This is a genomic window from Blastomonas sp., from assembly GCF_030373265.1.
In the GTDB taxonomy this organism is placed as follows: domain Bacteria; phylum Pseudomonadota; class Alphaproteobacteria; order Sphingomonadales; family Sphingomonadaceae; genus Blastomonas.
The window spans coordinates 1-20,494 of the sequence record NZ_JAUCZC010000016.1 but is presented as its reverse complement, the minus strand read 5'-3'; the positions used below and the strand labels follow the sequence as shown (position 1 = coordinate 20,494).

The following is a 20,494-nucleotide window of genomic DNA, read 5'->3' as shown; positions in this document are numbered from 1 at the left end:
CCGCACGCAAGCAGGATCACCCGGTATAATCGGGCAGCGAGTGAAAAGCGTTCTTGAGGGCGTCGCTCCACTGATCGGCGATCAGGTTGTAATAAGGATCGCTGCCCAGAATGCGGCGGTTGCGCCCGGCGAAGCTGTTCGAGGCGTAGATCTGCAAATCAAGCGGCAGATCGACCGAGAGGTTGGCCTTGATCGTCGAGTCGAACGACACCATCAGCAGCTTGATCGCATCGTTGAACGACATGTCGCGATCATAGGCGCGCACCAGGATGGGCCGTCCGTATTTGGTTTCACCGATCTGGAAGAACGGCGTGTCGTCGCCCGCCTCGATGAAGTTGCCTTCGGGATAGATCAGGAACAATTTGGGATCCATGCCCTTGATCTGGCCACCGACGATCATCGATGCGCCGAAAGAGGATGACGCGCTTTCTCCGGCGATCGCACGTGTCCGCGCAATCTCGTCGCGCAGCGCTTCGCCGATCAGCCGTGCGACCTGGAACATCGTCGGCGCTTCCATGATCGAAGGCTTGCGCTCATGCGGCACCTTGGTGCGCTCCTCGAGCACGCTGATCACGCCCTGCGTGGTGGCAAGGTTGCCCGCGGTCATCACCGTGATGTAGCGGTCACCCGGCTTTTCCCAAGTGAACATCTTCTTGAAAACGCTGATGTTATCGACACCAGAGTTGGTGCGCGTGTCCGACATGAACACCAGCCCCTTGTCCAGTCGCATCCCGACGCAATATGTCATAGGAGCGTCCTCCCCCTTTATTCGCATGACTGCCATAAGTGGTCATGCACTTCACAGGGTCAAGCTTGAATGCCACTTGCCGCTTTTTGCATGTGGAAAACCGCTACTGCTGCTGGGTCTGCGATTGCCCCTGGGATTGTGACTGGCCCTGAGATTGGGACTGGCCCTGCGATTGGGACTGGGACTGGACCTGCAGTTGCTGGACCTGCAGCGTGACGCTCATCGCCTCGTTGCTCTTGCCGAAGGTGATGCCGCCGATCGGCGCCGCCTCGCGGTAATCGAGCCCAGTGGCGACGCGGACGTACCGCTCATCGGGGGAATAGCCGTTGGAAATGTCGAAGCCGACCCAGCCCAGCCCGGCGACATGCACCTCTGCCCAGCCGTGCCCGGCATCCTGATCGACCCGGTCGTTCATCAGCAGATAGCCGCTGACATAGCGAGCGGGATAGCCCAACAAGCGCGCGAGCGTGATGAACAGATGCGCATGGTCCTGACAGACGCCATGGCCGGCGCTCAACGCCTCTTCCGCCGTCGTGGTGGCCCCGGTCTGGCCGACCTCATAGCCCACCGCGCCGCGCACCAGTTCTGACAGCCTGTGCAGGCGCACGGCGTCACCATCGGCCGTGCCGGGATCATCGAATTGACGCAGCAGCTTGCGGATGCCGGGGCCGGGCCGGGTGAACGGCGTCTCGCGACAGAAATACCAAAGCGGTGCAGAACCGCCATGCTGGCCGACCATTCCGGCGTGATCGCTGGTCTCGACTTCGCCCTCGCAATGGATCACGACCTCGTGCTGATCGGGATCGAAGCTGAACAGTTCGACATGATTGTTGTGATGATCGACGTATTCGACTTGCTTCGACCCGCCATCGACCTCGGTCTTCCAGCTGACCACGCGCTGTCCGGCGGAGTCCTTGGGGATCATCCGCAGCCGCTGCAGTGCATAGGGCATCGGCGTGTCATAATGATAGGATGTGCGGTGAACGATATGCAGACGCATGAGTGACCCGTAACTCTATTAATATCCGACCCGGCGCGGGCCCTTACAGATAGAAGCGGAATTCCTGCTCGATCTGCGCGGAAATGGCGTTGTTGCGCTTGATGAAATCCTGAATGAACTGGTGCAGGCCATTGTCGACGATCATGTCGATATTGGCCGTCTCCAGATCCCGCCGCAAGGCCGAGGCGAGTTCCAGACTGCTGCCGCTGCCGCCATATTCGCGCGCGATCGCCTCGAGCGCGCCCGCCATGCGGCCTGCGCAAAAAGCCAGCGAACGCGGCATCACCTGATCGAGTATCATGAACTGGGCGATATTGCGCGGGTTGGTTTCGCCCGGGTTGAGCCAGCGAAACGCGCGATAGGCCGAAACCGACCGCAGGATCGTTTCCCATTGCACGTTGTCGAGGCTGGACCCGACATAGGACAAGGAGGGCAGCAGCACGTAATATTTGACGTCGAGAATGCGCGCGGTGCTGTCCGAGCGTTCGACAAAGGCGCCGAGCTGCGCGAAGAAATAGATGTCGTTGCGCATCATCGTGCCGCTCTGGGCGCCGCGCACCAGCGCGCTTTGCTGGCGGATGAGACTGAGCACATCGGGCAGGTCGTTATCGGATATCTGGGTGCGCAGCGCTTCCTTGAGCGTCATCCAGCATTCGTTGGTGGCCTCCCACACCTCGCGGGTCAGCGCGGTGCGCACCAGACGTGCATTGTTGCGCGCGCTTTCTATGACCGAAAGCACGCTGTTGGGGTTCGTCTTGTCGCGCAGCAGGAAGTTGATGACGCTGGAGCCTTCGACCTTTTCGTAACGCTGGGCATAGGCCCGGCGCACGCCCGCGGTGGTCAGCACTGATCCCCATTCGTCCTCGGCCGCTTCCGACCGGGTCAACGCGATGCGGAAGCCCGCATCGACCAGCCGCGCAATGTTCTCGCTGCGCTCGAGATAGCGCTGCATCCAGAACAGGCCGCCTGCGGTCTTGCCCAGCATCAGCGGGCTCCTTCAGCGTCAACAGCGTACATCATTCGTCGAGCACCCAACTGTCCTTGGTGCCGCCACCCTGGCTGGAATTGACGACGAGCGACCCCTTTTTCAGCGCCACTCGGGTCAGCCCGCCAGGCGTGATATCGATGCCCTTGGGAGATACCAGCACGAACGGCCGAAGATCGACATGCCGAGGCGCAAGACCCTGGCGGGTCATGATCGGCACCGTGGACAGCGCCAGCGTCGGCTGCGCGATATAGTTGCCCGGCCGTGCCTTCAATTTGTCGCGGAAGGCAGCGAGTTCGCGGCGGTTGGCAGCGGGGCCGACGAGCATGCCGTAGCCGCCAGATCCGTGCACTTCCTTGACCACCAGTTCGCTCAGATGCTCGAGCACATAGGCCAGCGAATCGGCTTCCGAGCAGCGCCAGGTCGGCACGTTTTCGAGGATCGCCTTTTCGCCGGTATAGAACTCGATGATCTCGGGCATGTAGCTGTACAATGCCTTGTCGTCCGAGATGCCGGTGCCCGGTGCGTTGGCGATGGTGATGCCGCCGGCGCGATAGACGTCCATGATCCCTGGCACGCCCAACGCCGATTCCGGACGGAAGGTCAGCGGATCGAGATAATCGTCGTCGACCCGGCGATAGAGCACGTCGATGGCGCGATAGCCGCGCGTGGTGCGCATCGCGACGCGTCCGTCGATGACGCGCAGATCATGCCCCTCGACCAGTTCCGCGCCCATCTGGTCGGCGAGGAAGCTGTGCTCGAAATAGGCGCTGTTGTGGATGCCCGGCGTCAGCACCGCGATCTCGGGCTGGCCATTGCACGCACGCGGCGCGCTGGCAGCGAGCGAGCGACGCAGCTTGCGCGGATAATCGGAAACCTCGCGCACCTTGTTCTTGCGGAACAATTCCGGGAACATGTGCAGCATCGTCTCGCGGTTTTCGAGCATGTACGACACGCCCGACGGCGTGCGGGCATTGTCTTCGAGCACATAGAACTGGTTCGGGCCGGTGCGCACGATGTCGACGCCGATGATGTGGGTGTAGATGCCGCCGGGCGGATCCATGCCGATCATCTGCGGCAGATAGGCATCGTTCTTGGCGATCAGGTCGATCGGAATACGCCCTGCGCGCAGAATCTCCTGCCGGTGATAGATGTCGTAGAGAAACGCGTTGATCGCGCGGACGCGCTGCTCGATCCCGCGGCTGAGCCGTGCCCATTCGCGGCCCGAAATGATGCGCGGCACGATATCGAAGGGAATCAGGCGCTCGCTGGCTTCTTCCTCGCCATAGACCGCGAAGGTGATGCCGGTACGGCGGAAGAAGTTCTCCGCATCGCGCGCCTTGGTGCGCAACCTGCTCGCGTCCTGGCTGGTGTACCAGGCGCAGAATTCGTCATAAGGTTCACGCACCGAACCATCGGCCCGAAGCATCTCGTCAAAGTGCGGTGTGTCCCCTGTCATTGCCAGAAGATGTGACAGCTATTGTGCACTGCCGCAAGACCGGAAATGCATCGCGCGCAACCCTCGCGCTGCGTTGATCGCACTTCTTGCCTTGGCGTGGCTTCTGGTGTGTATTCGCCGCCAAACACACCAAAGGAACACATTTTGAACAAGCTGACTGGCCTTGCGTTTGCAGGCCTGCTGACGCTGTCGGCCTGCGGACCGGCCGACACCACGGTCGATGAACCCGTCGCTGCCATTCCCGAAGCACGGCCAGACGCGGTAAATGATCGCTTCGCCCGGCTGGCGCTGAGCTGCGTGCACAAAGAGTACCCCAACAAGATTTCGCACGTGCTCAACGACGCCGCCGATGCGCGCACGCCCAGCCGGCTGACCCCCGCGTTCTACGGCTGTTTCGATTGGCACAGCTCGGTCCACGGCCATTGGTTGTTGGTCCGCATCCTCAAGACCGACCCTGCCTCGCCGATGAAGCCCGCGATCCTCGCGGCGCTTGACCGCAGCTTCACTCAGGACAACATCGCGCTCGAACTCGCCTATCTCGATGGTGAGGGCCGCAAGGGGTTCGAGCGGCCCTATGGCACCGCCTGGCTGCTGCAGCTGGTCGCCGAGCTTGACGAAAGCGATGATCCGAAACTGAAAGCCTGGCGCGAAACGTTGCGCCCGCTCGAGGAACGGATTGTCACCGAGACGCAGGAATGGCTGCCCAAGCTGGCCTATCCGATCCGGCTGGGCACGCACAACCAGAGCGCCTTCGCGTTTGGTCTGATGATCGATTATGCGCGGCAGGCGGGCAATAGCGCGTTCGAACAGGCGCTGGTTGACAAGTCGCTGGAGTTCCATCGCGCGGACGTCAATTGCCCGCTCGCCTATGAACCTTCGGGCGAGGATTTCCTTTCGCCCTGCCTGATGGAGGCAGATCTGATGCGCCGGGTGATGCCGCAGGCGGACTATGCCGCGTGGCTGGCGAAGTTCCTGCCGCAGATCCCCGCGGATGGTTCGGCGGACTGGCTGACGCCCGGCGAGGTCCGCGATCCCACCGATGGCAAGTTGGTCCACCTCGATGGGGTCAACCTGTCGCGCGCTTGGGCGATGGAGGGCATCGCCAGCGCGCTGCCCGAGGGCGATGCACGCATCCCCGCGCTGCTGGCGGCGTCGAAGGCGCACGCCACCAGCGGGCTGGCAGCGGTCAGCGCCGACAATTACGAAGGCAGCCACTGGCTGGGCAGTTTCGCGACCTATCTGACGACCAAGCGGGGGATTGCGGCGCGGTAAGTCAGCGCACACCCTCTCCCCTCCCGCAAGCGGGAGGGGTGCCCGCAGGGCGGGGTGGGCCTGATCAGACCATTGTGCCCCCTGCCCACCCCGGCTCAGCAAGCTGAGCCTCTCCCCTCCCGCTTGCGGGAGGGGAGAGGCAGTTCACCCCACCGTCAGCACCAGCTCGCCGTCGCCATCCTCGACCTTGACCGTCGAGCCGTCGGGGATCTCACCCCGCAGCAATTTGTCCGCCAGCGCATCCTGCAGATAGCGCTGGATCGCACGCTTCAATGGCCGCGCGCCGTAGACAGGGTCATACCCGACCCGGCCCAGCCACTTCGTCGCGCTTTCCGAAAGGTCGATCGTGATCTTGCGGTCCTTGAGCAGCCTGGCGACGCGCGCCACCTGGATGTCGACGATCGGCGCCATATGCTCCTCGCCCAGACGGTGGAACAGGATGATCTCGTCGAGCCGGTTAAGGAATTCGGGGCGGAAGTGACCGCGCACGATCTCCATCACCTGCGGTTCGACATCCTTGACCTTCTGGTCCTCGGTCATCCCGGCGAGATACTGGCTGCCGAGGTTCGAGGTCAGGATGATCAGCGTGTTCGAGAAATCGACCGTGCGGCCCTGCCCGTCGGTCAGGCGGCCATCGTCGAGCACTTGCAGCAGCACGTTGAACACATCAGGATGCGCCTTTTCGACCTCGTCGAACAGCACGACCTGATAGGGCCGCCGCCGCACCGCCTCGGTCAGTACGCCGCCTTCCTCATAGCCGACATAGCCCGGAGGCGCGCCGATCAACCGCGAGACCGCGTGCTTCTCCATGAACTCGCTCATGTCGATGCGCACCATCGCGTTGTCGTCGTCGAACAGGAAGCCCGCGAGCGCGCGCGTCAGTTCTGTCTTGCCGACGCCCGTGGGGCCGAGGAACAGGAAGCTGCCCAGCGGCCGGTTGGGGTCCTGCAGACCCGCGCGCGAGCGCCGCACCGCCTTGGCGACAGCCTCGACCGCAGCCGCCTGGCCGATCACCCGCTTGCCGATATGCTCTTCCATCGCCAGCAGCTTTTCGCGCTCGCCTGCCAACATCCGCTCCATCGGGATGCCGGTCCATTTGCTGACCACAGCAGCGATATCGTCCTCGGTCACTTCCTCGCGCAGCATTGCACCTTCGGTAAAGGTCGCCGCTTCCTCGATCTTGCGCTCGAGTTCGGGAATGCGCCCGTAGGACAGTTCGCCTGCGCGCGCGAGATCGCCATTGCGCTGCGCTTGGTCGAGCTCGAGGCGCAGCGCATCGAGTTCTTCCTTGAGCTTCGCCTCGGCGTTGATCTTGTCCTTCTCGCCCTGCCAACGTGTGGTCAGCTCAGTCGACTGCTGTTCGAGCTCGGCCAGATCCTTCTGCAGCGTCACCAGCCGGTCCTTCGACGCGGCATCGCTTTCCTTGCTGAGCGCGGACGCCTCGATCTTGAGCTGGATGATCTTGCGGTCGAGCGCCTCGATTTCTTCCGGCTTGCTCTCGACCTCCATGCGGATCCGGCTCGCGGCCTCGTCCATCAGGTCGATCGCCTTGTCGGGCAGGAAGCGGTCCGAGATATAGCGGTTGGACAAAGTCGCCGCCGCGACCAGCGCGTTGTCGGTGATCCGGACGCCGTGGTGCAGCTCGTACTTTTCCTTCAGCCCGCGCAGGATCGAGATCGTGTCCTCGACATTGGGCTCGCCGACGAACACCGGCTGGAACCGCCGTTGCAGAGCGGGGTCCTTCTCGACATGCTTCTGGTACTCGTCGAGCGTAGTCGCGCCGATGCAATGCAGTTCGCCGCGCGCCAATGCGGGCTTGAGCAGGTTCGAAGCGTCCATCGCGCCCTCGCCTTTGCCCGCACCCACCAAAGTGTGCATCTCGTCGATGAACAGGATGATCTCGCCATCGGCGCCCTTGACCTCGTCGAGCACCGCTTTGAGCCGCTCCTCGAACTCGCCGCGATACTTGGCGCCCGCGATCAGCGAGCCCATGTCGAGCGACATCAGGCGGCGGTCCTTCAGGGAATCGGGCACGTCGCCATTGGCGATGCGCAGCGCCAGCCCTTCCGCGATCGCGGTTTTGCCGACGCCGGGTTCACCGATCAGAACGGGATTGTTCTTGGTCCGCCGGGCGAGGATCTGCACGGTACGGCGGATCTCCTCGTCGCGGCCGATCACCGGATCGAGCTTGCCCTCGCGCGCGGCCTCGGTGAGGTCGCGGGCGTATTTTTTCATCGCCTCGTAGCTTTCCTCGGCGCTCGCCGAATCCGCCGAGCGTCCGCCGCGCAAGGTTTCGATCGCAGTGTTGAGCGCTTCGGGGGTGACACCCGCCTTGGCCAGCGCATCACCCGCCTTGGTCCCCTTGGCGAGCGCGATCGCGAGCAGCATCCGCTCGACGGTGACATAGCTGTCGCCCGATTTGGTTGCGACCTGTTCGGCACTATCGAGCAGCCGCACCGCGTCGTTGTCCAGCCCCGGCGTCGCTTGCGCGCCGCCGCCTGACACGGCGGGCACCTTGGCGAGCAACGCATCAACTTCCTGCACCGCGACGGGCGCGTTGCCGCCGGCGCGCTGGATCAGCCCGGCGGCCATCCCTTCGGTGTCTTCGAGCAATGCTTTGAGGATGTGTTCGGGGCTGATCCGCTGATGGTTCATGCGGATCGCCACGGTCTGCGCCGACTGCAGGAAACCCTTGGCGCGATCAGTGAATTTTTCGAGGTTCATGGGAGTGTCTCCGCCCTATCTGTGCCCTTGCAGAACTCACATAGTGTTGCATCTTTGCAACGCAAGGGGTGCTCACACCCCGCAGTTCAACTTGCTGTATGTTACTTTCCTCAAACCTGCCCCTGCTGCCGCAACAGCTGCTGCGCGCGCGACAGATGGGGACGATCGAGCATGCCGCCCTGATAGCCGATCGTACCGACGCCGGGGTTGGCGGCGAACAGGTCGACGATCATCTGTGCGTGCGCCAGTTCCTCTGCGCTCGGCGTGAACGCGGCATTGATCACATCGACCTGTGCGGGATGGATCGCCAACATGCCGCGAAACCCGTCACGGCGCACCTTCTCCGCACGCGCCTTCAACCCGTCCAGATCCCGGAAATCAGCCTGGATGGTTTCGATCGCGGCCACACCTGCGCTGGCCGCGCCCAGCAGGCACAGGCTGCGCGCAAGCTCGTAGGTAAACCCGAAGCTCCCGTCAGCGTTGCGGTTCGAACTCGCTCCGATCGAGTCTGCCAGGTCCTCGCCCCCCCAGCTCATTGCGACAAGCCGCGCTGCACCCTTGTAGCCGCCGGTGTGGAACATCGATTCCGCGGTCTCGGTCACCAGAGCGATCACCGGCGTCGATCCCTGCTCGATGCCGTTGGCGACCTCGAGCGCAGAGAGATAATGGTCGAGCACCTCGACATCGCGGCGTCCATTCGCCTTGGGCAGCATGATTCCGCCTGGCCGCGCGGGCATGACGGCGGCGAGATCCGCCAGCGTATAAGGACCATCAAGCGGGTTGACCCGAACCCAAAGCCGATCGCGCCCATCCGTCTGGTCGGCGAGCATGGCCTGAACCAACTGCCTTGCCAGCGGCTTGTTCTCGGTTGCGACCGCATCCTCGAGGTCGAACAGCGCGATGTCGGCAGCGGATTGTGCCGCCTTGGCCATCTTTTTCTCGCTATCGCCCGGTGCGAACAACCACGAGCGCATCGGCAGATCGGCAGTCAAAGGCATATCGGCATCCCATGGTCGCGGGCCGGTTTGGCCCCGCCCGCCTTTTACCGCCGATCGCATCTGGTGCAATCATCTCTGGGCTCCAGACTTGCCCTGGGCACACCGGTTGCAGCGCGCCTGCCAACTTGTCGGGAAAAGCCGCGGGCCGGTGCTTGATTTACAGCGATAAAACTTCGCACCCCCCTAAAAGTCGGGGTAGTAAGTCCTTAAAGATACTGCAAAACATAACTATCGAATAAGCCGTCGGTGCCCGGCAAGTAATAACGCACGTCAAATGGGCAGACAGAGGGCACACGGTCGCGCGACTTTGCACAGGGGAAAGCACGTGAAATCGTTAGCCAGAGATACTTCGCGCTCGACCTCCGCGTGGAGCCGACCGACCCGAACAGATGGCCCGCAGCCGGACGCCAGATTACTTGAGGGCGACGCCAAGACGCGCCTCATCCTGCAGGAACAGCAAGCCAGCCGGTTGCGTTCTTCTTGCTTTTCAGGGCTGAAGCTGCGCAATCCAAGCTGGGACATGCTCGTGGCGCTGCTTGCGGCCAAGCGCAACGGCACGCAACTTTCGATGAGCGACCTTTGTCTGATGTGCGATGCACCGGAAAGTACCGCTTTGCGCCTGATCCATCAGCTCCGCGAAAAAGGCTATGCCGAAATGGTGCCCGATCGATCGGATCGCAGGCGGACCCGGGTCTCGCTTACCCGCATGGGCGAAACGCAGTTCGACAGTTACCTCGACAAAATCGGCAATGCCTGACCTCGTCGGATCTGCTTAGCCCTATTTTACCGCAATTTAAGGGTTGGTGGCTAATCCTCGGTTCGACGAGGATGAAACCGCTATGTCGTTCGGAAAAAAAGGGCTGCCAGAAACGGGCGTATCGCAGACAGATGCGGATGCCGGAGCCATGCCCGAGCGCGAAGCGCGTGTGCACCGTTTGATGAAGGTCACCATTTTTCACGAACGCTTCGGCAGCGCCGACGCCGTCATTCGGGATATATCGTCAGGCGGCCTGGGCGGCCGCTGCACCGCCATGCTCACCCAGGGCGATGTCATAGACATCGACCGGCCGGGACTTGGCCGGTTTGAGGCCGAGGTCCGCTGGGTGCGCAACGGCCAGTTCGGTGCGCAGCTCACATCGGATTTGCGCATCGACACAAAGGCGATCGAAAACCTGGCATTCAACGGGTCCAGCTGGGACAGCCAGGTCAATAAGCCGCTCGAAAACCATGTCTTCACGCGGTTCAGACCGATGCAAAACACCTATCGACCGGGCATCTCCCCGAGCCGCCGCGGCCGGTAAGCAGCCCGGCGGGCATACCGCCGGCCACCCCTGCCCCCGGCCGAAGCCCGAGGCAGGAGCACGATCCTGCGATCATCCGTCGAAGCGCAGGCTCTTGACCGTTTTCACGCCAGCGAGCTGGCACAGTTTCCACAGCACGGGTTCGGCAGGCGCGCCATCGAGCGACAGCAGCAGAACGGCCTCACCTCCGCCACGCGACTCACGGCGGCCCAGGTGGAAGGTCGCGATGTTGACATTCGCCTCGCCCAGGGTCGAACCCAGCCGTCCGATGAAGCCCGGCTCATCGCGGTTGACGATGTACAGCATGTGCCCGGCCAGATCGGCCTCGATCTTGATGCCGTAGATCTCGACGAGACGCGGCGTAGCATTGCCGAACAGCGTGCCCGCAACCGAACGTTCGCCCTCTTCGGTTTCGACGGAGACGCGCACGAGCGTGTGATAATCGCCCTCGCGGTCATGGCGCACTTCGCGCACGTCGAGCCCGCGATCCTTGGCGAGGAACGGTGCGTTGACCATGTTCACCGAGCTGCTGAACGCGCGCATGAAGCCGGCGAGCACCGCAGCGGTGATCGGCCTCATGTCGAGTTCGGCGGCAGCGCCCTCCACTTCGATCGCGATGCTCTTGACGCGGTCGCTCTCCAGCTGCCCCACGAGCAGGCCCAGATTGGTAGCCAGCGCCATATAGGGGCGCAGCTTGGGCGCCTGTTCGGCCGACAGGCTGGGCATGTTGAGCGCATTGGTGACGCCGCCCTTGACCAGATAATCGGCCATCTGCTCGGCAACCTGAATCGCGACATTGACCTGCGCTTCGCTGGTCGATGCACCCAGATGCGGGGTCGAAACGAAGTTGGGGGTGCCGAACAGCGGGCTGTCGGTGGCAGGCTCGGTCGCGAACACGTCGAGCGCGGCGCCGGCGACCTGGCCCGAATCCAGCGCGTCCTTGAGCGCGGCTTCGTCGATCAGACCGCCACGTGCGCAGTTGATGATGCGCACGCCCTTCTTGGTCTTGGCCAGCGCATCCTTGCTGAGGATGTTGCGCGTCTGGTCGGTGAGCGGAGTGTGCAGCGTGATGAAATCGGCCCGCGCCAGCAGGTCGTCGAGCGTGACCTTCTCGATCCCCAGCTCCACCGCGCGCTCAGGCGTCAGGAAGGGATCGAATGCAACGACCTTCATCTTGAGGCCCAGGGCGCGATCCGCGACGATCGAGCCGATATTGCCCGCGCCGATCAGACCCAGCGTCTTGGCAGTGAGCTCGACGCCCATGAAGCGGTTCTTTTCCCACTTGCCGGCCTGGGTCGAGGCGTCCGCCTCGGGCAGCTGGCGGGCGAGCGCAAACATCAGCGCGATGGCGTGTTCGGCGGTGGTGATCGAGTTGCCGAACGGGGTGTTCATGACGACAACGCCCTTGGCCGAGGCCGCGGGGATATCGACATTGTCGACGCCGATCCCGGCGCGACCGACAACCTTGAGATTGGTCGCCGCATCGAGGATCGCCTTGGTCACCTTGGTCGAGGAGCGGATGGCGAGGCCATCATACTGGCCGATGATCCCGGCGAGTTCCTCAGGCGTCTGCCCGGTGATGACATCGACTTCGCAGCCGCGCTCGCGAAAGATCTGCGCGGCTTTGGGGTCCATTTTGTCGGAAATGAGAACTTTAGGCATGTCGGGATTCCTTGTGTCGGACGATGTGTCGGTCCCCTGCGCAGGCAGGGGCCCATCTCCGGACGGCCGCACTTGGTGCACGCGCAGAAGATGGGTCCCCGCCTTCGCGGGGAAACCGGTTCAATTATTTGGAAGTCAGCTCGGCGTAGGCCCAGTCGAGCCAGGGCCCGAGCGCCTCGATATCGGCGGTGTCGACCGTGGCGCCGCACCAGATGCGAAGCCCAGGAGGGGCATCGCGATAGCCCGCAATATCGAAGGCCGCGCCTTCCTTTTCGAGCAGTCCGGCAAACGCCTTGATAAAGGCTTCGTCGGCACCCTCGACTGTCAGGCAGACGCTGGTGGTCGAACGCGTCGCCGGATCGGGCGCGAGGTGACCCAGCCACGGCCGCGACTGGACGATCGCGTCCAAGGCCGCCGCATTGGCGTTGCTGCGCGCGATCATGCCGTCTGCACCGCCGACCGACTTGCCCCATTCGAGCGCGAAGATCGCGTCTTCGACTGCAAGCATCGAAGGGGTGTTGATGGTCTCGCCCTTGAACACGCCTTCGGCAAGCTTGCCCTTGGAAACCAGGCGGAACACCTTGGGCAGCGGCCATTCAGGCGTATAGGTCTCGAGCCGTTCGACCGCGCGAGGGCCGAGGATCAGCACGCCGTGCGCGCCTTCGCCGCCGAGTACTTTCTGCCAGCTGAAGGTGGCAACGTCGATCTTGTCCCAAGGGATGTCATAGGCGAACACCGCGCTGGTGGCATCGGCGAAGCTCAGGCCTTCGCGGTCATCGGCGATCCAGTCGCCATTGGGGACGCGTGCGCCAGAGGTGGTGCCGTTCCAGGTGAACAGCACATCGCTGGACCAGTCGACCGCCGCCAGATCGGGCACATGGCCGTAGTCCGCGCGCACAATGGTGGGATCGAGCTTGAGCTGTTTTACCGCATCGGTGACCCAGCCTTCGCCGAAGCTTTCCCAAGCCATTGCGGTAACCGGACGCGCGCCGAGCATCGTCCACATCGCCATTTCAAACGCACCGGTGTCCGATCCCGGAACGATACCGATACGATGGGTTTCGGGGAGCTTGAGCAGTTCGCGCATCAGGTCGATGCAATACTGCAGCCGCGCCTTGCCGATCTTGGACCGATGCGAGCGGCCGAGTGATTCGGTGGAGAGCGCCTGTGGCGTCCAGCCCGGAGGCTTGGCGCAGGGGCCGGAAGAAAAATACGGCCGAGCAGGCAGAGTAGCAGGTTTTTTGGCGAGCACGGCAGTGCTCGCGCCAACGGTATCAGTCATGTCAGTCTCTCCTTACAGAGAGCACGCGCGGCGTTGGGACCGCGTGGCCCGTCGACGGCCCTAAGGGTGTTTTGCGTTTTGCGCAATCACCAATCGGCGGACGGGTACAAATGGTCGCCGTCCGGTGCAACAATGCAACGGACGGCGCGCCAATTACTTCTTGAAAATTACCTTGCCGCGCTGGGACACCAGCAGCTTTTCCATGGTCACCGGATGGAAATAGGCCTCGACGTTCTGGCCCTCGGGGGTGACGCCATACACTTCGTAGCAGCCGCCATCGACCTTGGACTTCTTGACCGTCCAGCCGTCTTTCTTGAGCTTAGACTCGAGATCCGTGCGGCTCTTCCAGCCTGACTGTGGGCCGGCGTCGCACTTCATCTTACCCGTGGCAAACGCTGCCGGGCTAGCGGAAAACTGCATCGCTGTCGCCGCGGCCACAGCCAGCATTGCTTGACCAAACTTCATCGTGAAACCCTCTTCTTCAATTGACCATCGCGTGTTTGGCACGTCGCGCTGAACGCCGCTTTAACATAAGGACCACTCGAATGATTTCCAGGACGAGCAGTGGAACAAAATGGGCTAGCATGGCCTCCCATTCCCCATCGACATAAAGCCAGTGCAGCGCAATCAGAACCGCAGCGGGATAAACCAGCCGTTGCAGCCGTTTCCAATTGGCCTTGAGCATACGCTGCGAGGCAGCATTGCTCGTCGCCGCCATGGCCGCAAAGATCAGCATCGCGGCATAGCCCGTCCAGATGCTGAAGATCACTGCCTCTTCGGCGATCATGCCCCAGTCGCCCATGTCGTAGAGATAGAACGCCAGATGCAGCGCCCCATACCCAAAGGCGGCAACACCCAGAGCGCGGCGGTGCGCCAGCAGCCAATCGAGCCAGCTTCGCCGACCCAGAACAGCCCGCAGCGGCGATATCATCATCGCTACAATCATCAGACGCACCGAATACTCGCCGCTGGGATGGATAAGGTCGAACGCCGTCACCGGATCGCGGACGAATCCGGCCACCATGGCAATCCCGGGTATCGCCAGGACAAGCCAGATGAGACGGGGGTTTTTCAGGATGCGCAACATTGCAGGCCTTTGTGATTGCAGGCAGAACACAGCCTGGCTTCTGGCTAAACCTCTCGCCAACCCGGCGCAATGCCATGGTTTCAATCCCTACCCGCCCGTTAACCATAGTCGGCACGGCAGGGTTAAAGTTCATGTCGTAATAGCATCTCATGACCCGTAGCGCTCTTCCTGACAGCAATCCTCTGGCGGCCAGTCCGCTGCCGGGTTCGGCTGTGGATATCGCTGGCAGCATGCCTGCCGATGCCGTGTCGCCCGCCGTCGCTTTTGCTGCCTTGGCCCAGCCCCACCTCGCCGCGACCAGTCGTGTACGGCGCCATCGCTGCGAAACCCGCAAGGCTGATCCTCGCTTCCATGCGAGCCCCGGCTCGCCCGAAATGCAGCGCATGGCGCTGGTCGCTGCGCTCTCGGTGCTGATCTCCGGCTGCAGCGTGTTGCCCGAGGGGCGGGTGCTGTCCCGTGCGCCGGTGTCGCGACCTGCAACGGCCAGCGCGCCTGCCGCGCTTCCCGCTCCATCGCGCACCGAAACCCGCCAGTGCATCGCCGCCCTGACCCAGGCGCAGGTGCGCTTTACCCCCGTCCCCGACCAGACGTTCGGAGCAGGATGTTCGCAGCTCGGCAGCGTCCGCCTGTCGACGATATCGCTCACCGATGCACAACGCGGCGCCAACGAGCTGGCGATCAGCAACATCGGGCCGGTGCGCTGCGAACTCGCGCAGCGCTTTGCCGGCTGGGCTCAGTTCGGCATCGCGCGCGCCGCCGAGCAGACGCTCGGAAGCCCGCTCGTCAGGATCGAGACCATGGGCAGCTATGCCTGCCGCAACATTGCGGGCTCGGTCAAGCTGTCGCAGCACGCCCACGCCAACGCGATCGATATCGCCGCGTTCGTGCTTGCCGATGGGCGCCGTATAACCGTCAAGCAGGGATGGAACGGAAGCAACCAGGAGCGGGCCTTTCTGCGCACTATCCACGCCAGCGCCTGCAAGCGTTTCGGCACAGTGCTGGGACCCGACTATAACGCGGCGCATCGTGACCATTTGCATGTCGATATGAGCGGCCAAGGCTATTGCCGATAACCGCTTGGCCCCTTAATTGCGGACGATGACCAAAAAAGACCTGACCGAGCCGCGTTTTCGCCAAGCTGCCGAAGACGCCCGTACCGCCGAAGCTGCGGTCCACGATACCCCCCAGACCCAGGACCCGGCCTATCGGCTGGCCTTTGGCGACACCGACTTCCTGCTGCGGCAGGAACTGCGCCCGGTGCGCTTTCAGCTCGAACTGCTCAAGACCGAGATGCTGCTGGAAGAAGCCGGCATCGGATCGACATTGGTGATCTACGGCTCGGCGCGCATCCCCTCGCCCGACAAAACCGAAGGGCTGGTCGAAGCCGCACGGACGCCGGAGGAGAAAACGGTGGCCGAAAGGCTGGTCGCCAAGGCCAAATATTATGACGAGGCGCGCCGGCTGGCCCAGCTCGCCAGCGAATGCGGCGTGGAAGAGGACGGCAAGCGCCAGTTCGTCGTCTGCTCGGGCGGCGGCCCGTCGATCATGGAAGCCGCCAACCGCGGCGCTGCCGATGTCGGCATGGATTCTGTCGGCCTCAACATCGTGCTGCCGCACGAACAGGCGCCCAACCGCTATGTGACCCCGCATTTGTCGTTCCAGTTCCACTATTTCGCGCTGCGCAAGATGCACTTTCTGCTGCGCGCCCGCGCGGTGGCGGTGTTCCCCGGCGGGTTCGGCACGTTCGACGAGTTCTTCGAACTGCTCACGCTGATCCAGACCGGCAAGATGGAGGCCATTCCGATCATGCTGTTCGGCCGCGAATTCTGGAACCGTGTGGTCAATTTCGAGGCACTGGCCGAGGAAGGCGTGATCTCGCCTAGCAATCTAGGTCTGTTCCATTTCGTTGAAACCGCCGACGAGGCCTGGGAAAAGATCAGCACATTCTACGAGCTGCCCTGCGATTGACCCCGCCAGCAGTTGAGCCATGGTCGAAATAGTTGCCCATAACCCTTTATGGACCGATGACTCTCGGGCGGAACGCAAGGCCATCCGTTCCGCCATGGGCCCACACCTCATCACGCTCCACCATATCGGCAGCACATCCATTCCCGGCATCCACGCCAAGCCGGTGATCGACATGCTGGCGGTGGCGCCGTCAGTGGAGGCGCTCGATGCCGCCGCCCCGGCGCTGGTCAGGCTGGGCTATGAGGCGATGGGCGAATACGGCATCGAGGGCCGGCGCTATTTCCGCAAGGATGACGCCGCAGGCCGCCGCACTCATCATCTGCACAGCTTTGCAGCAGACTCCCCGGACATAGAACGGCATCTGGCGTTCCGCGATTTCCTGCGCGCGCATCCGGATATCGCCGAGCGATATTCAGCGCTCAAGCAACAGCTTGTGACGGGATCTGTAGATTATATCGAGGGCAAGGCGCCGTTCGTGCTGGCAACCCAGGCTGATGCGATGGTCTGGTATCGCGCGCAGCCGGGAAGCTACTGACCCAGTTCGACGCTGCGCCGGGCAGCCGCCGCCATCGCGTCGGCCACCAGCCTGTCGAGTGCATCATCGGCGTCGAACACGTTGAGCGCGGCGCGGGTGGTGCCGCCGGGGCTGGCGACTCGCTCGGCAAGCTGCGCCGGCGTTTCGGGCGACTGCTGCGCGAGGTCCGCCGATCCCCGCACCATGCCGAGCGCAAAACGTGCGGCCTGATCGGCAGGCATGCCCATCGCAACTGCGCCTTTGCTAAGCGCATCGATGAAACGGAACAGATAGGCCGGGCCGGAGCCACTCAGCGCGGTCACCAGATGCATCTGCGATTCATCGGTCAGCCATTCGGCGGTGCCCAGCATCGCGAACAAGGATTCGAGCCGCCGATGCTCGGCAGGCTCCAATGGTTCGGCGTACAGCGCGGTAACCGACTGGCCGATCCCGATCGCCATGTTCGGCATGATCCGCGCGATGGTACGCGCACCCGGCACCGCCTTGCGGAGCCCCGTGATCTCAACCCCTGCCAGCATCGACACCAGCAGGGCTCCTGACAGATCGAGCGACGCCAGCTTCGGCGCGACATCGGCCAGCATCTGCGGCTTGATGCCCAGCAACAGCCATTCGGGGGCAGCGATGCTCGAATCGATCGTGGTGAGGTGGCGCACGCCTTCTGGAAGATCCCGCGGTGATGGATCGACGACGGTGACGGTGGCCGGCTCAAGTCCGCGCGCAAACCATCCCCGCAGCATCGCGCCAGCCATGTTGCCCGAGCCGATGACCAGCAGCGATTGGGGGAATATGCCCGACACGAAAACCTCCGTTTGTCCCGAGCGAAGTCGAGGGACGTGCGCGCCAACGGTTACGATCGCGTCCCTCGACTTCGCTCGGGAACGCGGCTGAGGTGGCTATGCCGCTAAAACCTCAAGCCTCGCCCTGCGTATCGATCAGCGCTGCTGCCAACGCTTCCTGCGGGGTCTTGTCGCCCCACAGGATGAACTGGAACACTGGATAGAAACGGTCGCATTCGTCGATCGCGGCCTCGACCGCGAGCTGCGCCTGGTCGAGCCCCAGCATCGCGTCGCTGCCCAGCATCATGCCGTTGCGATACAGCACCACGCCGCTGTTCGACCAGATATCGAAATGCCCCAGCCACAGCTGCTCGTTGATCAGCGCCAACGCCTCACAGATGACCGCAAACTTGTCGTCGGGGACGCGAATGTCGGGCATCGCCAGCAATTGCAAGACATTGTCCTCATGCCGCCAGATCGCGCGCAGCTGATAGCTGGTCCAGCTGCCCTTGACCTCGGTCAGCAGCTCGTCCTCGCCCACCATCTCGCACGGCCAGCCGCGCGCCTCGAACAGCGCGGCGAGCATGTCCACCGGAGCTGCTTCCTCCCGGTCCAGATCAAGCTGCTGTTCGTTCAAATGAATTTCCTTTCGCGCCCGGTGGCGCGGCTTCAAATTGCCGCCATGCGCCGTTGCACGCAATGGCTACGCACACCGTCGGAGCGCGTGATGTGGCGAAGTCTGTTCAAAAACTGTGGATAACGAACGGTTAAGCCAGGCTCAGGCCGCAGGGCCTGCGCTCTGGCCAGCCAACTTGGCTTCCAGAGCCTCCAGCCGCGCCTTGAGCGTTTCGCTCTCTTCGCGCGCTTTGCTGGCCATTTCCTTTACCGCATCGAACTCCTCGCGGCTGACGAAATCCATTCCCGCAATCCATTCGCGGGTCCGCTCGCGCGCGCTCTCGCCAGCTTCACGGCTCATCCCGGCCACGGTTCCGGCCAGGCCATTGATGAACTTTGCGAAGTCGCCGCCAAATTCGGATTTGTTCTGCATCAGTATCTCCATCTCAGGCGCTGGGCGCCTGATGCTAATTGTGATGCCATAGCATGTGGGTTGCACGGCCACCAACCGCAAGCGCTATTGCCGTGATCAGGGCGCAGGCGGGGCGAGCTGAATGCGCTGGGCGTCGCGCGGGACCACCAGAGTTTCGGCATTGGGGTTCAGCGTATCGATCTGCTTGTTCAGCACCGCTGCAAAACACAGCCATGCCAGATATGGCACCATCAGCCACGCCGCGAGCGACCTGACGCGGCCAAACACGATGGTGGTGATGAACGCAGCGCCGAACACTGCGACCAGCAAATAGAATGCCAGCGTGACCTGGTGCATCGCGAAGAACACGATCGGCCAGGACAGATTGAGCGCGAGCTGGATAAAGAACAGCAGCACCGCGACACCGCGCAGCCGCGCCCCGCGCGCGGTGACCACAACGGTGACCGCCAGACCCATCATGACATACAGGACCGACCAGGCTGCGCCGAATGCCCAGCCCGGCGGCTGCGCATCGGGCTTCTGAAGCGCCTGGAACCAGCGGTTATCCTCCCCCGATCCGGAAAAATCGCTGACACCGAAGCCGAGCAGAACGACCAGCGGAACGAACAACAAGGCCCAGCGCAGAAAGCTGAGACGAAGCTGCATGGGCGAAGCGATTTCATTCATCGACGCGAATTCTCCAGCCATTTCCGGGCACTTGACTGCACTCGCATATCGGATTCGTTCGAGCCGCGCCAGCGGGGTTTAGCATGGAAAATCGTACCGCTTCGGGTCAGCAGCTGCGCCCCTTTTGCGCGACGACCAGAAATTCGACATTGCCGCTGGGACCGGTAATCGGGCTTTGAGTCAGGCCGGTAACGGGCCAGTCGATGCTTTCGAGCCACTGCATGACCCGATCGCACACCGCCGAATGCAGCGCGGGATCACGGACCACCCCGCCCTTGCCGATCTGGTCGCGACCGACCTCGAACTGCGGCTTGATCAACGCGGCCAGCCAAGCGCCGGGCTTTGCAAACGCCATCGGCACCGGCAGCACCTTGTCGAGCGCGATGAAGCTGGCATCGCACACCACGATATCTATGGCCTGCGTGATATGCGCGTCGGTCAGGATGCGCGCGCTGGTCTGTTCGTGCACCGTGACGCGCGGATCCTGCCGCAGCTTCCACGCCAGCTGGTTGGTTCCGCTGTCCACCGCGAAGACATGGCCCGCGCCGCGCGTCAGCAGCACGTCGGTGAAACCGCCGGTGGACGAGCCGACATCGATCGCGGTCATGTCCGTAACGTCGATCCCGAAATGATCGAGCGCATGCGCCAGCTTGATTCCGCCGCGTGACACCCAGGGATGGTCGCGCCCGCGCACATCCAGCGGCGCATCTGCCGGCAGCGTTTCGCCCGCCTTGGCGACCTTTCGCTCTCCGGCGAACACCAGCCCGGCGAGAATCAGCGCCTGCGCCCGCGCGCGGCTTTCCACCAGTCCGCGCTCGACCAGCAATTGGTCAACACGCATTTTGGGCGTCTTGCCTTGCGCCTTTTTATCGAGAGCAGATCGGGGTGGGTGGTCGGCCATGGGCCTACGCCTTAACGGCAGCGCCGCGCTTTTGCGAGCGGCAGATAGTGACGCCAAAAAAAATGAATTACAAGTCTTGCTG

At 63.0% G+C, this 20,494-nt stretch carries 21 protein-coding genes; 6 read left to right on the top strand and 15 right to left on the bottom strand.

Features of this window, described 5'->3' with window-relative positions; translation table 11 throughout:
• Nucleotides 1-16 precede the first annotated feature (16 nt).
• The 4 genes from QUV11_RS10845 to QUV11_RS10830 form a co-directional block, all read right to left on the bottom strand.
• On the bottom strand, nucleotides 17-748 hold the full coding sequence (locus QUV11_RS10845; protein ID WP_300882527.1) for a peptidase: 732 nt from the start codon (nucleotides 746-748) through the stop codon (nucleotides 17-19).
• 103 nt (nucleotides 749-851) lie between these two features.
• A complete protein-coding gene (locus tag QUV11_RS10840) occupies nucleotides 852-1,748 on the bottom strand; it encodes a transglutaminase family protein (RefSeq protein ID WP_300882525.1) in 897 nt (298 codons plus the stop codon).
• Nucleotides 1,749-1,791: 43 nt separating this feature from the next.
• Nucleotides 1,792-2,733 (bottom strand): alpha-E domain-containing protein, encoded by a 942-nt coding sequence (locus tag QUV11_RS10835; protein ID WP_300882523.1) that lies wholly within the window; start codon nucleotides 2,731-2,733, stop codon nucleotides 1,792-1,794.
• A gap of 31 nt (nucleotides 2,734-2,764) precedes the next feature.
• The gene (locus QUV11_RS10830; RefSeq protein WP_300882521.1) at nucleotides 2,765-4,192 is read right to left on the bottom strand and encodes a circularly permuted type 2 ATP-grasp protein; all 1,428 of its coding nucleotides are present in this window, start codon (nucleotides 4,190-4,192) and stop codon (nucleotides 2,765-2,767) included.
• Between the two features lie 144 nt (nucleotides 4,193-4,336).
• Between QUV11_RS10830 and QUV11_RS10825 the strand changes: the two genes are divergently transcribed.
• Nucleotides 4,337-5,464 carry a DUF2891 domain-containing protein gene (locus tag QUV11_RS10825; protein ID WP_300882519.1) on the top strand — a complete coding sequence of 376 codons (1,128 nt, stop codon included), beginning with the start codon at nucleotides 4,337-4,339 and terminating at the stop codon, nucleotides 5,462-5,464.
• 144 nt (nucleotides 5,465-5,608) lie between these two features.
• On the opposite strand, the gene clpB is transcribed toward QUV11_RS10825, so the two are convergent.
• Together clpB and QUV11_RS10815 are read right to left on the bottom strand one after the other, a co-directional pair.
• Nucleotides 5,609-8,188, bottom strand: coding sequence for an ATP-dependent chaperone ClpB (gene clpB / locus QUV11_RS10820; protein WP_300882517.1), 2,580 nt, complete (start codon nucleotides 8,186-8,188; stop codon nucleotides 5,609-5,611).
• Nucleotides 8,189-8,298: 110 nt separating this feature from the next.
• Nucleotides 8,299-9,186, bottom strand: coding sequence for a CoA ester lyase (locus QUV11_RS10815; protein ID WP_300882515.1), 888 nt, complete (start codon nucleotides 9,184-9,186; stop codon nucleotides 8,299-8,301).
• A 325-nt stretch (nucleotides 9,187-9,511) separates the two neighbouring features.
• Here QUV11_RS10815 and QUV11_RS10810 point away from each other — a divergent pair, with 325 nt between their 5' ends.
• Together QUV11_RS10810 and QUV11_RS10805 are read left to right on the top strand one after the other, a co-directional pair.
• A complete protein-coding gene (locus tag QUV11_RS10810; RefSeq protein WP_300882513.1) occupies nucleotides 9,512-9,943 on the top strand; it encodes a MarR family winged helix-turn-helix transcriptional regulator in 432 nt (143 codons plus the stop codon).
• 82 nt (nucleotides 9,944-10,025) lie between these two features.
• A complete protein-coding gene (locus QUV11_RS10805; protein WP_300882511.1) occupies nucleotides 10,026-10,487 on the top strand; it encodes a PilZ domain-containing protein in 462 nt (153 codons plus the stop codon).
• 72 nt (nucleotides 10,488-10,559) lie between these two features.
• Here the strand turns inward: QUV11_RS10805 and serA are convergent, their stop codons facing one another.
• The 4 genes from serA to QUV11_RS10785 all read right to left on the bottom strand — a co-directional run bounded on the left by serA (nucleotide 10,560) and on the right by QUV11_RS10785 (nucleotide 14,518).
• A complete protein-coding gene (gene serA / locus QUV11_RS10800; RefSeq protein ID WP_300882509.1) occupies nucleotides 10,560-12,149 on the bottom strand; it encodes a phosphoglycerate dehydrogenase in 1,590 nt (529 codons plus the stop codon).
• 124 nt (nucleotides 12,150-12,273) lie between these two features.
• Entirely contained in the window at nucleotides 12,274-13,431 is a 1,158-nt protein-coding gene (locus QUV11_RS10795) for a phosphoserine transaminase (RefSeq protein ID WP_300882507.1), read from the bottom strand.
• A gap of 153 nt (nucleotides 13,432-13,584) precedes the next feature.
• Complete coding sequence (locus QUV11_RS10790) at nucleotides 13,585-13,896, bottom strand: PepSY domain-containing protein (RefSeq protein WP_300882505.1); 312 nt, start codon at nucleotides 13,894-13,896, stop codon at nucleotides 13,585-13,587.
• Between the two features lie 16 nt (nucleotides 13,897-13,912).
• Nucleotides 13,913-14,518, bottom strand: a complete 606-nt coding sequence (locus tag QUV11_RS10785) for a ferric reductase-like transmembrane domain-containing protein (RefSeq protein WP_300882503.1) — start codon at nucleotides 14,516-14,518, stop codon at nucleotides 13,913-13,915.
• A gap of 149 nt (nucleotides 14,519-14,667) precedes the next feature.
• Here QUV11_RS10785 and QUV11_RS10780 point away from each other — a divergent pair, with 149 nt between their 5' ends.
• Genes QUV11_RS10780 through QUV11_RS10770 form a run of 3 tightly spaced genes read left to right on the top strand, consistent with a single transcriptional unit; the run spans nucleotide 14,668 to nucleotide 17,021 of the window.
• Nucleotides 14,668-15,591: an extensin family protein gene (locus QUV11_RS10780; RefSeq protein ID WP_300882501.1), complete on the top strand. Its 924-nt coding sequence runs from the start codon at nucleotides 14,668-14,670 to the stop codon at nucleotides 15,589-15,591.
• A gap of 25 nt (nucleotides 15,592-15,616) precedes the next feature.
• On the top strand, nucleotides 15,617-16,486 hold the full coding sequence (locus tag QUV11_RS10775) for a TIGR00730 family Rossman fold protein (protein ID WP_300882499.1): 870 nt from the start codon (nucleotides 15,617-15,619) through the stop codon (nucleotides 16,484-16,486).
• A gap of 19 nt (nucleotides 16,487-16,505) precedes the next feature.
• Nucleotides 16,506-17,021, top strand: a complete 516-nt coding sequence (locus tag QUV11_RS10770; RefSeq protein ID WP_300882497.1) for a GrpB family protein — start codon at nucleotides 16,506-16,508, stop codon at nucleotides 17,019-17,021.
• Here QUV11_RS10770 and proC read toward each other — a convergent pair.
• From proC to QUV11_RS10745, 5 genes are all read right to left on the bottom strand, one after another.
• The gene (proC, locus tag QUV11_RS10765; protein ID WP_300882495.1) at nucleotides 17,015-17,818 is read right to left on the bottom strand and encodes a pyrroline-5-carboxylate reductase; all 804 of its coding nucleotides are present in this window, start codon (nucleotides 17,816-17,818) and stop codon (nucleotides 17,015-17,017) included. The genes QUV11_RS10770 and proC overlap by 7 nt on opposite strands.
• Before the next feature lie 112 nt (nucleotides 17,819-17,930).
• The gene (locus tag QUV11_RS10760; protein ID WP_033926353.1) at nucleotides 17,931-18,434 is read right to left on the bottom strand and encodes a YbjN domain-containing protein; all 504 of its coding nucleotides are present in this window, start codon (nucleotides 18,432-18,434) and stop codon (nucleotides 17,931-17,933) included.
• Between the two features lie 141 nt (nucleotides 18,435-18,575).
• Nucleotides 18,576-18,845, bottom strand: coding sequence for an accessory factor UbiK family protein (locus QUV11_RS10755; protein WP_300882489.1), 270 nt, complete (start codon nucleotides 18,843-18,845; stop codon nucleotides 18,576-18,578).
• A gap of 96 nt (nucleotides 18,846-18,941) precedes the next feature.
• Nucleotides 18,942-19,511, bottom strand: a complete 570-nt coding sequence (locus QUV11_RS10750; protein ID WP_300882487.1) for a TspO/MBR family protein — start codon at nucleotides 19,509-19,511, stop codon at nucleotides 18,942-18,944.
• Between the two features lie 106 nt (nucleotides 19,512-19,617).
• Nucleotides 19,618-20,352, bottom strand: a complete 735-nt coding sequence (locus QUV11_RS10745; RefSeq protein ID WP_300882485.1) for a TlyA family RNA methyltransferase — start codon at nucleotides 20,350-20,352, stop codon at nucleotides 19,618-19,620.
• Between the last annotated feature and the right edge of the window lie 142 nt (nucleotides 20,353-20,494).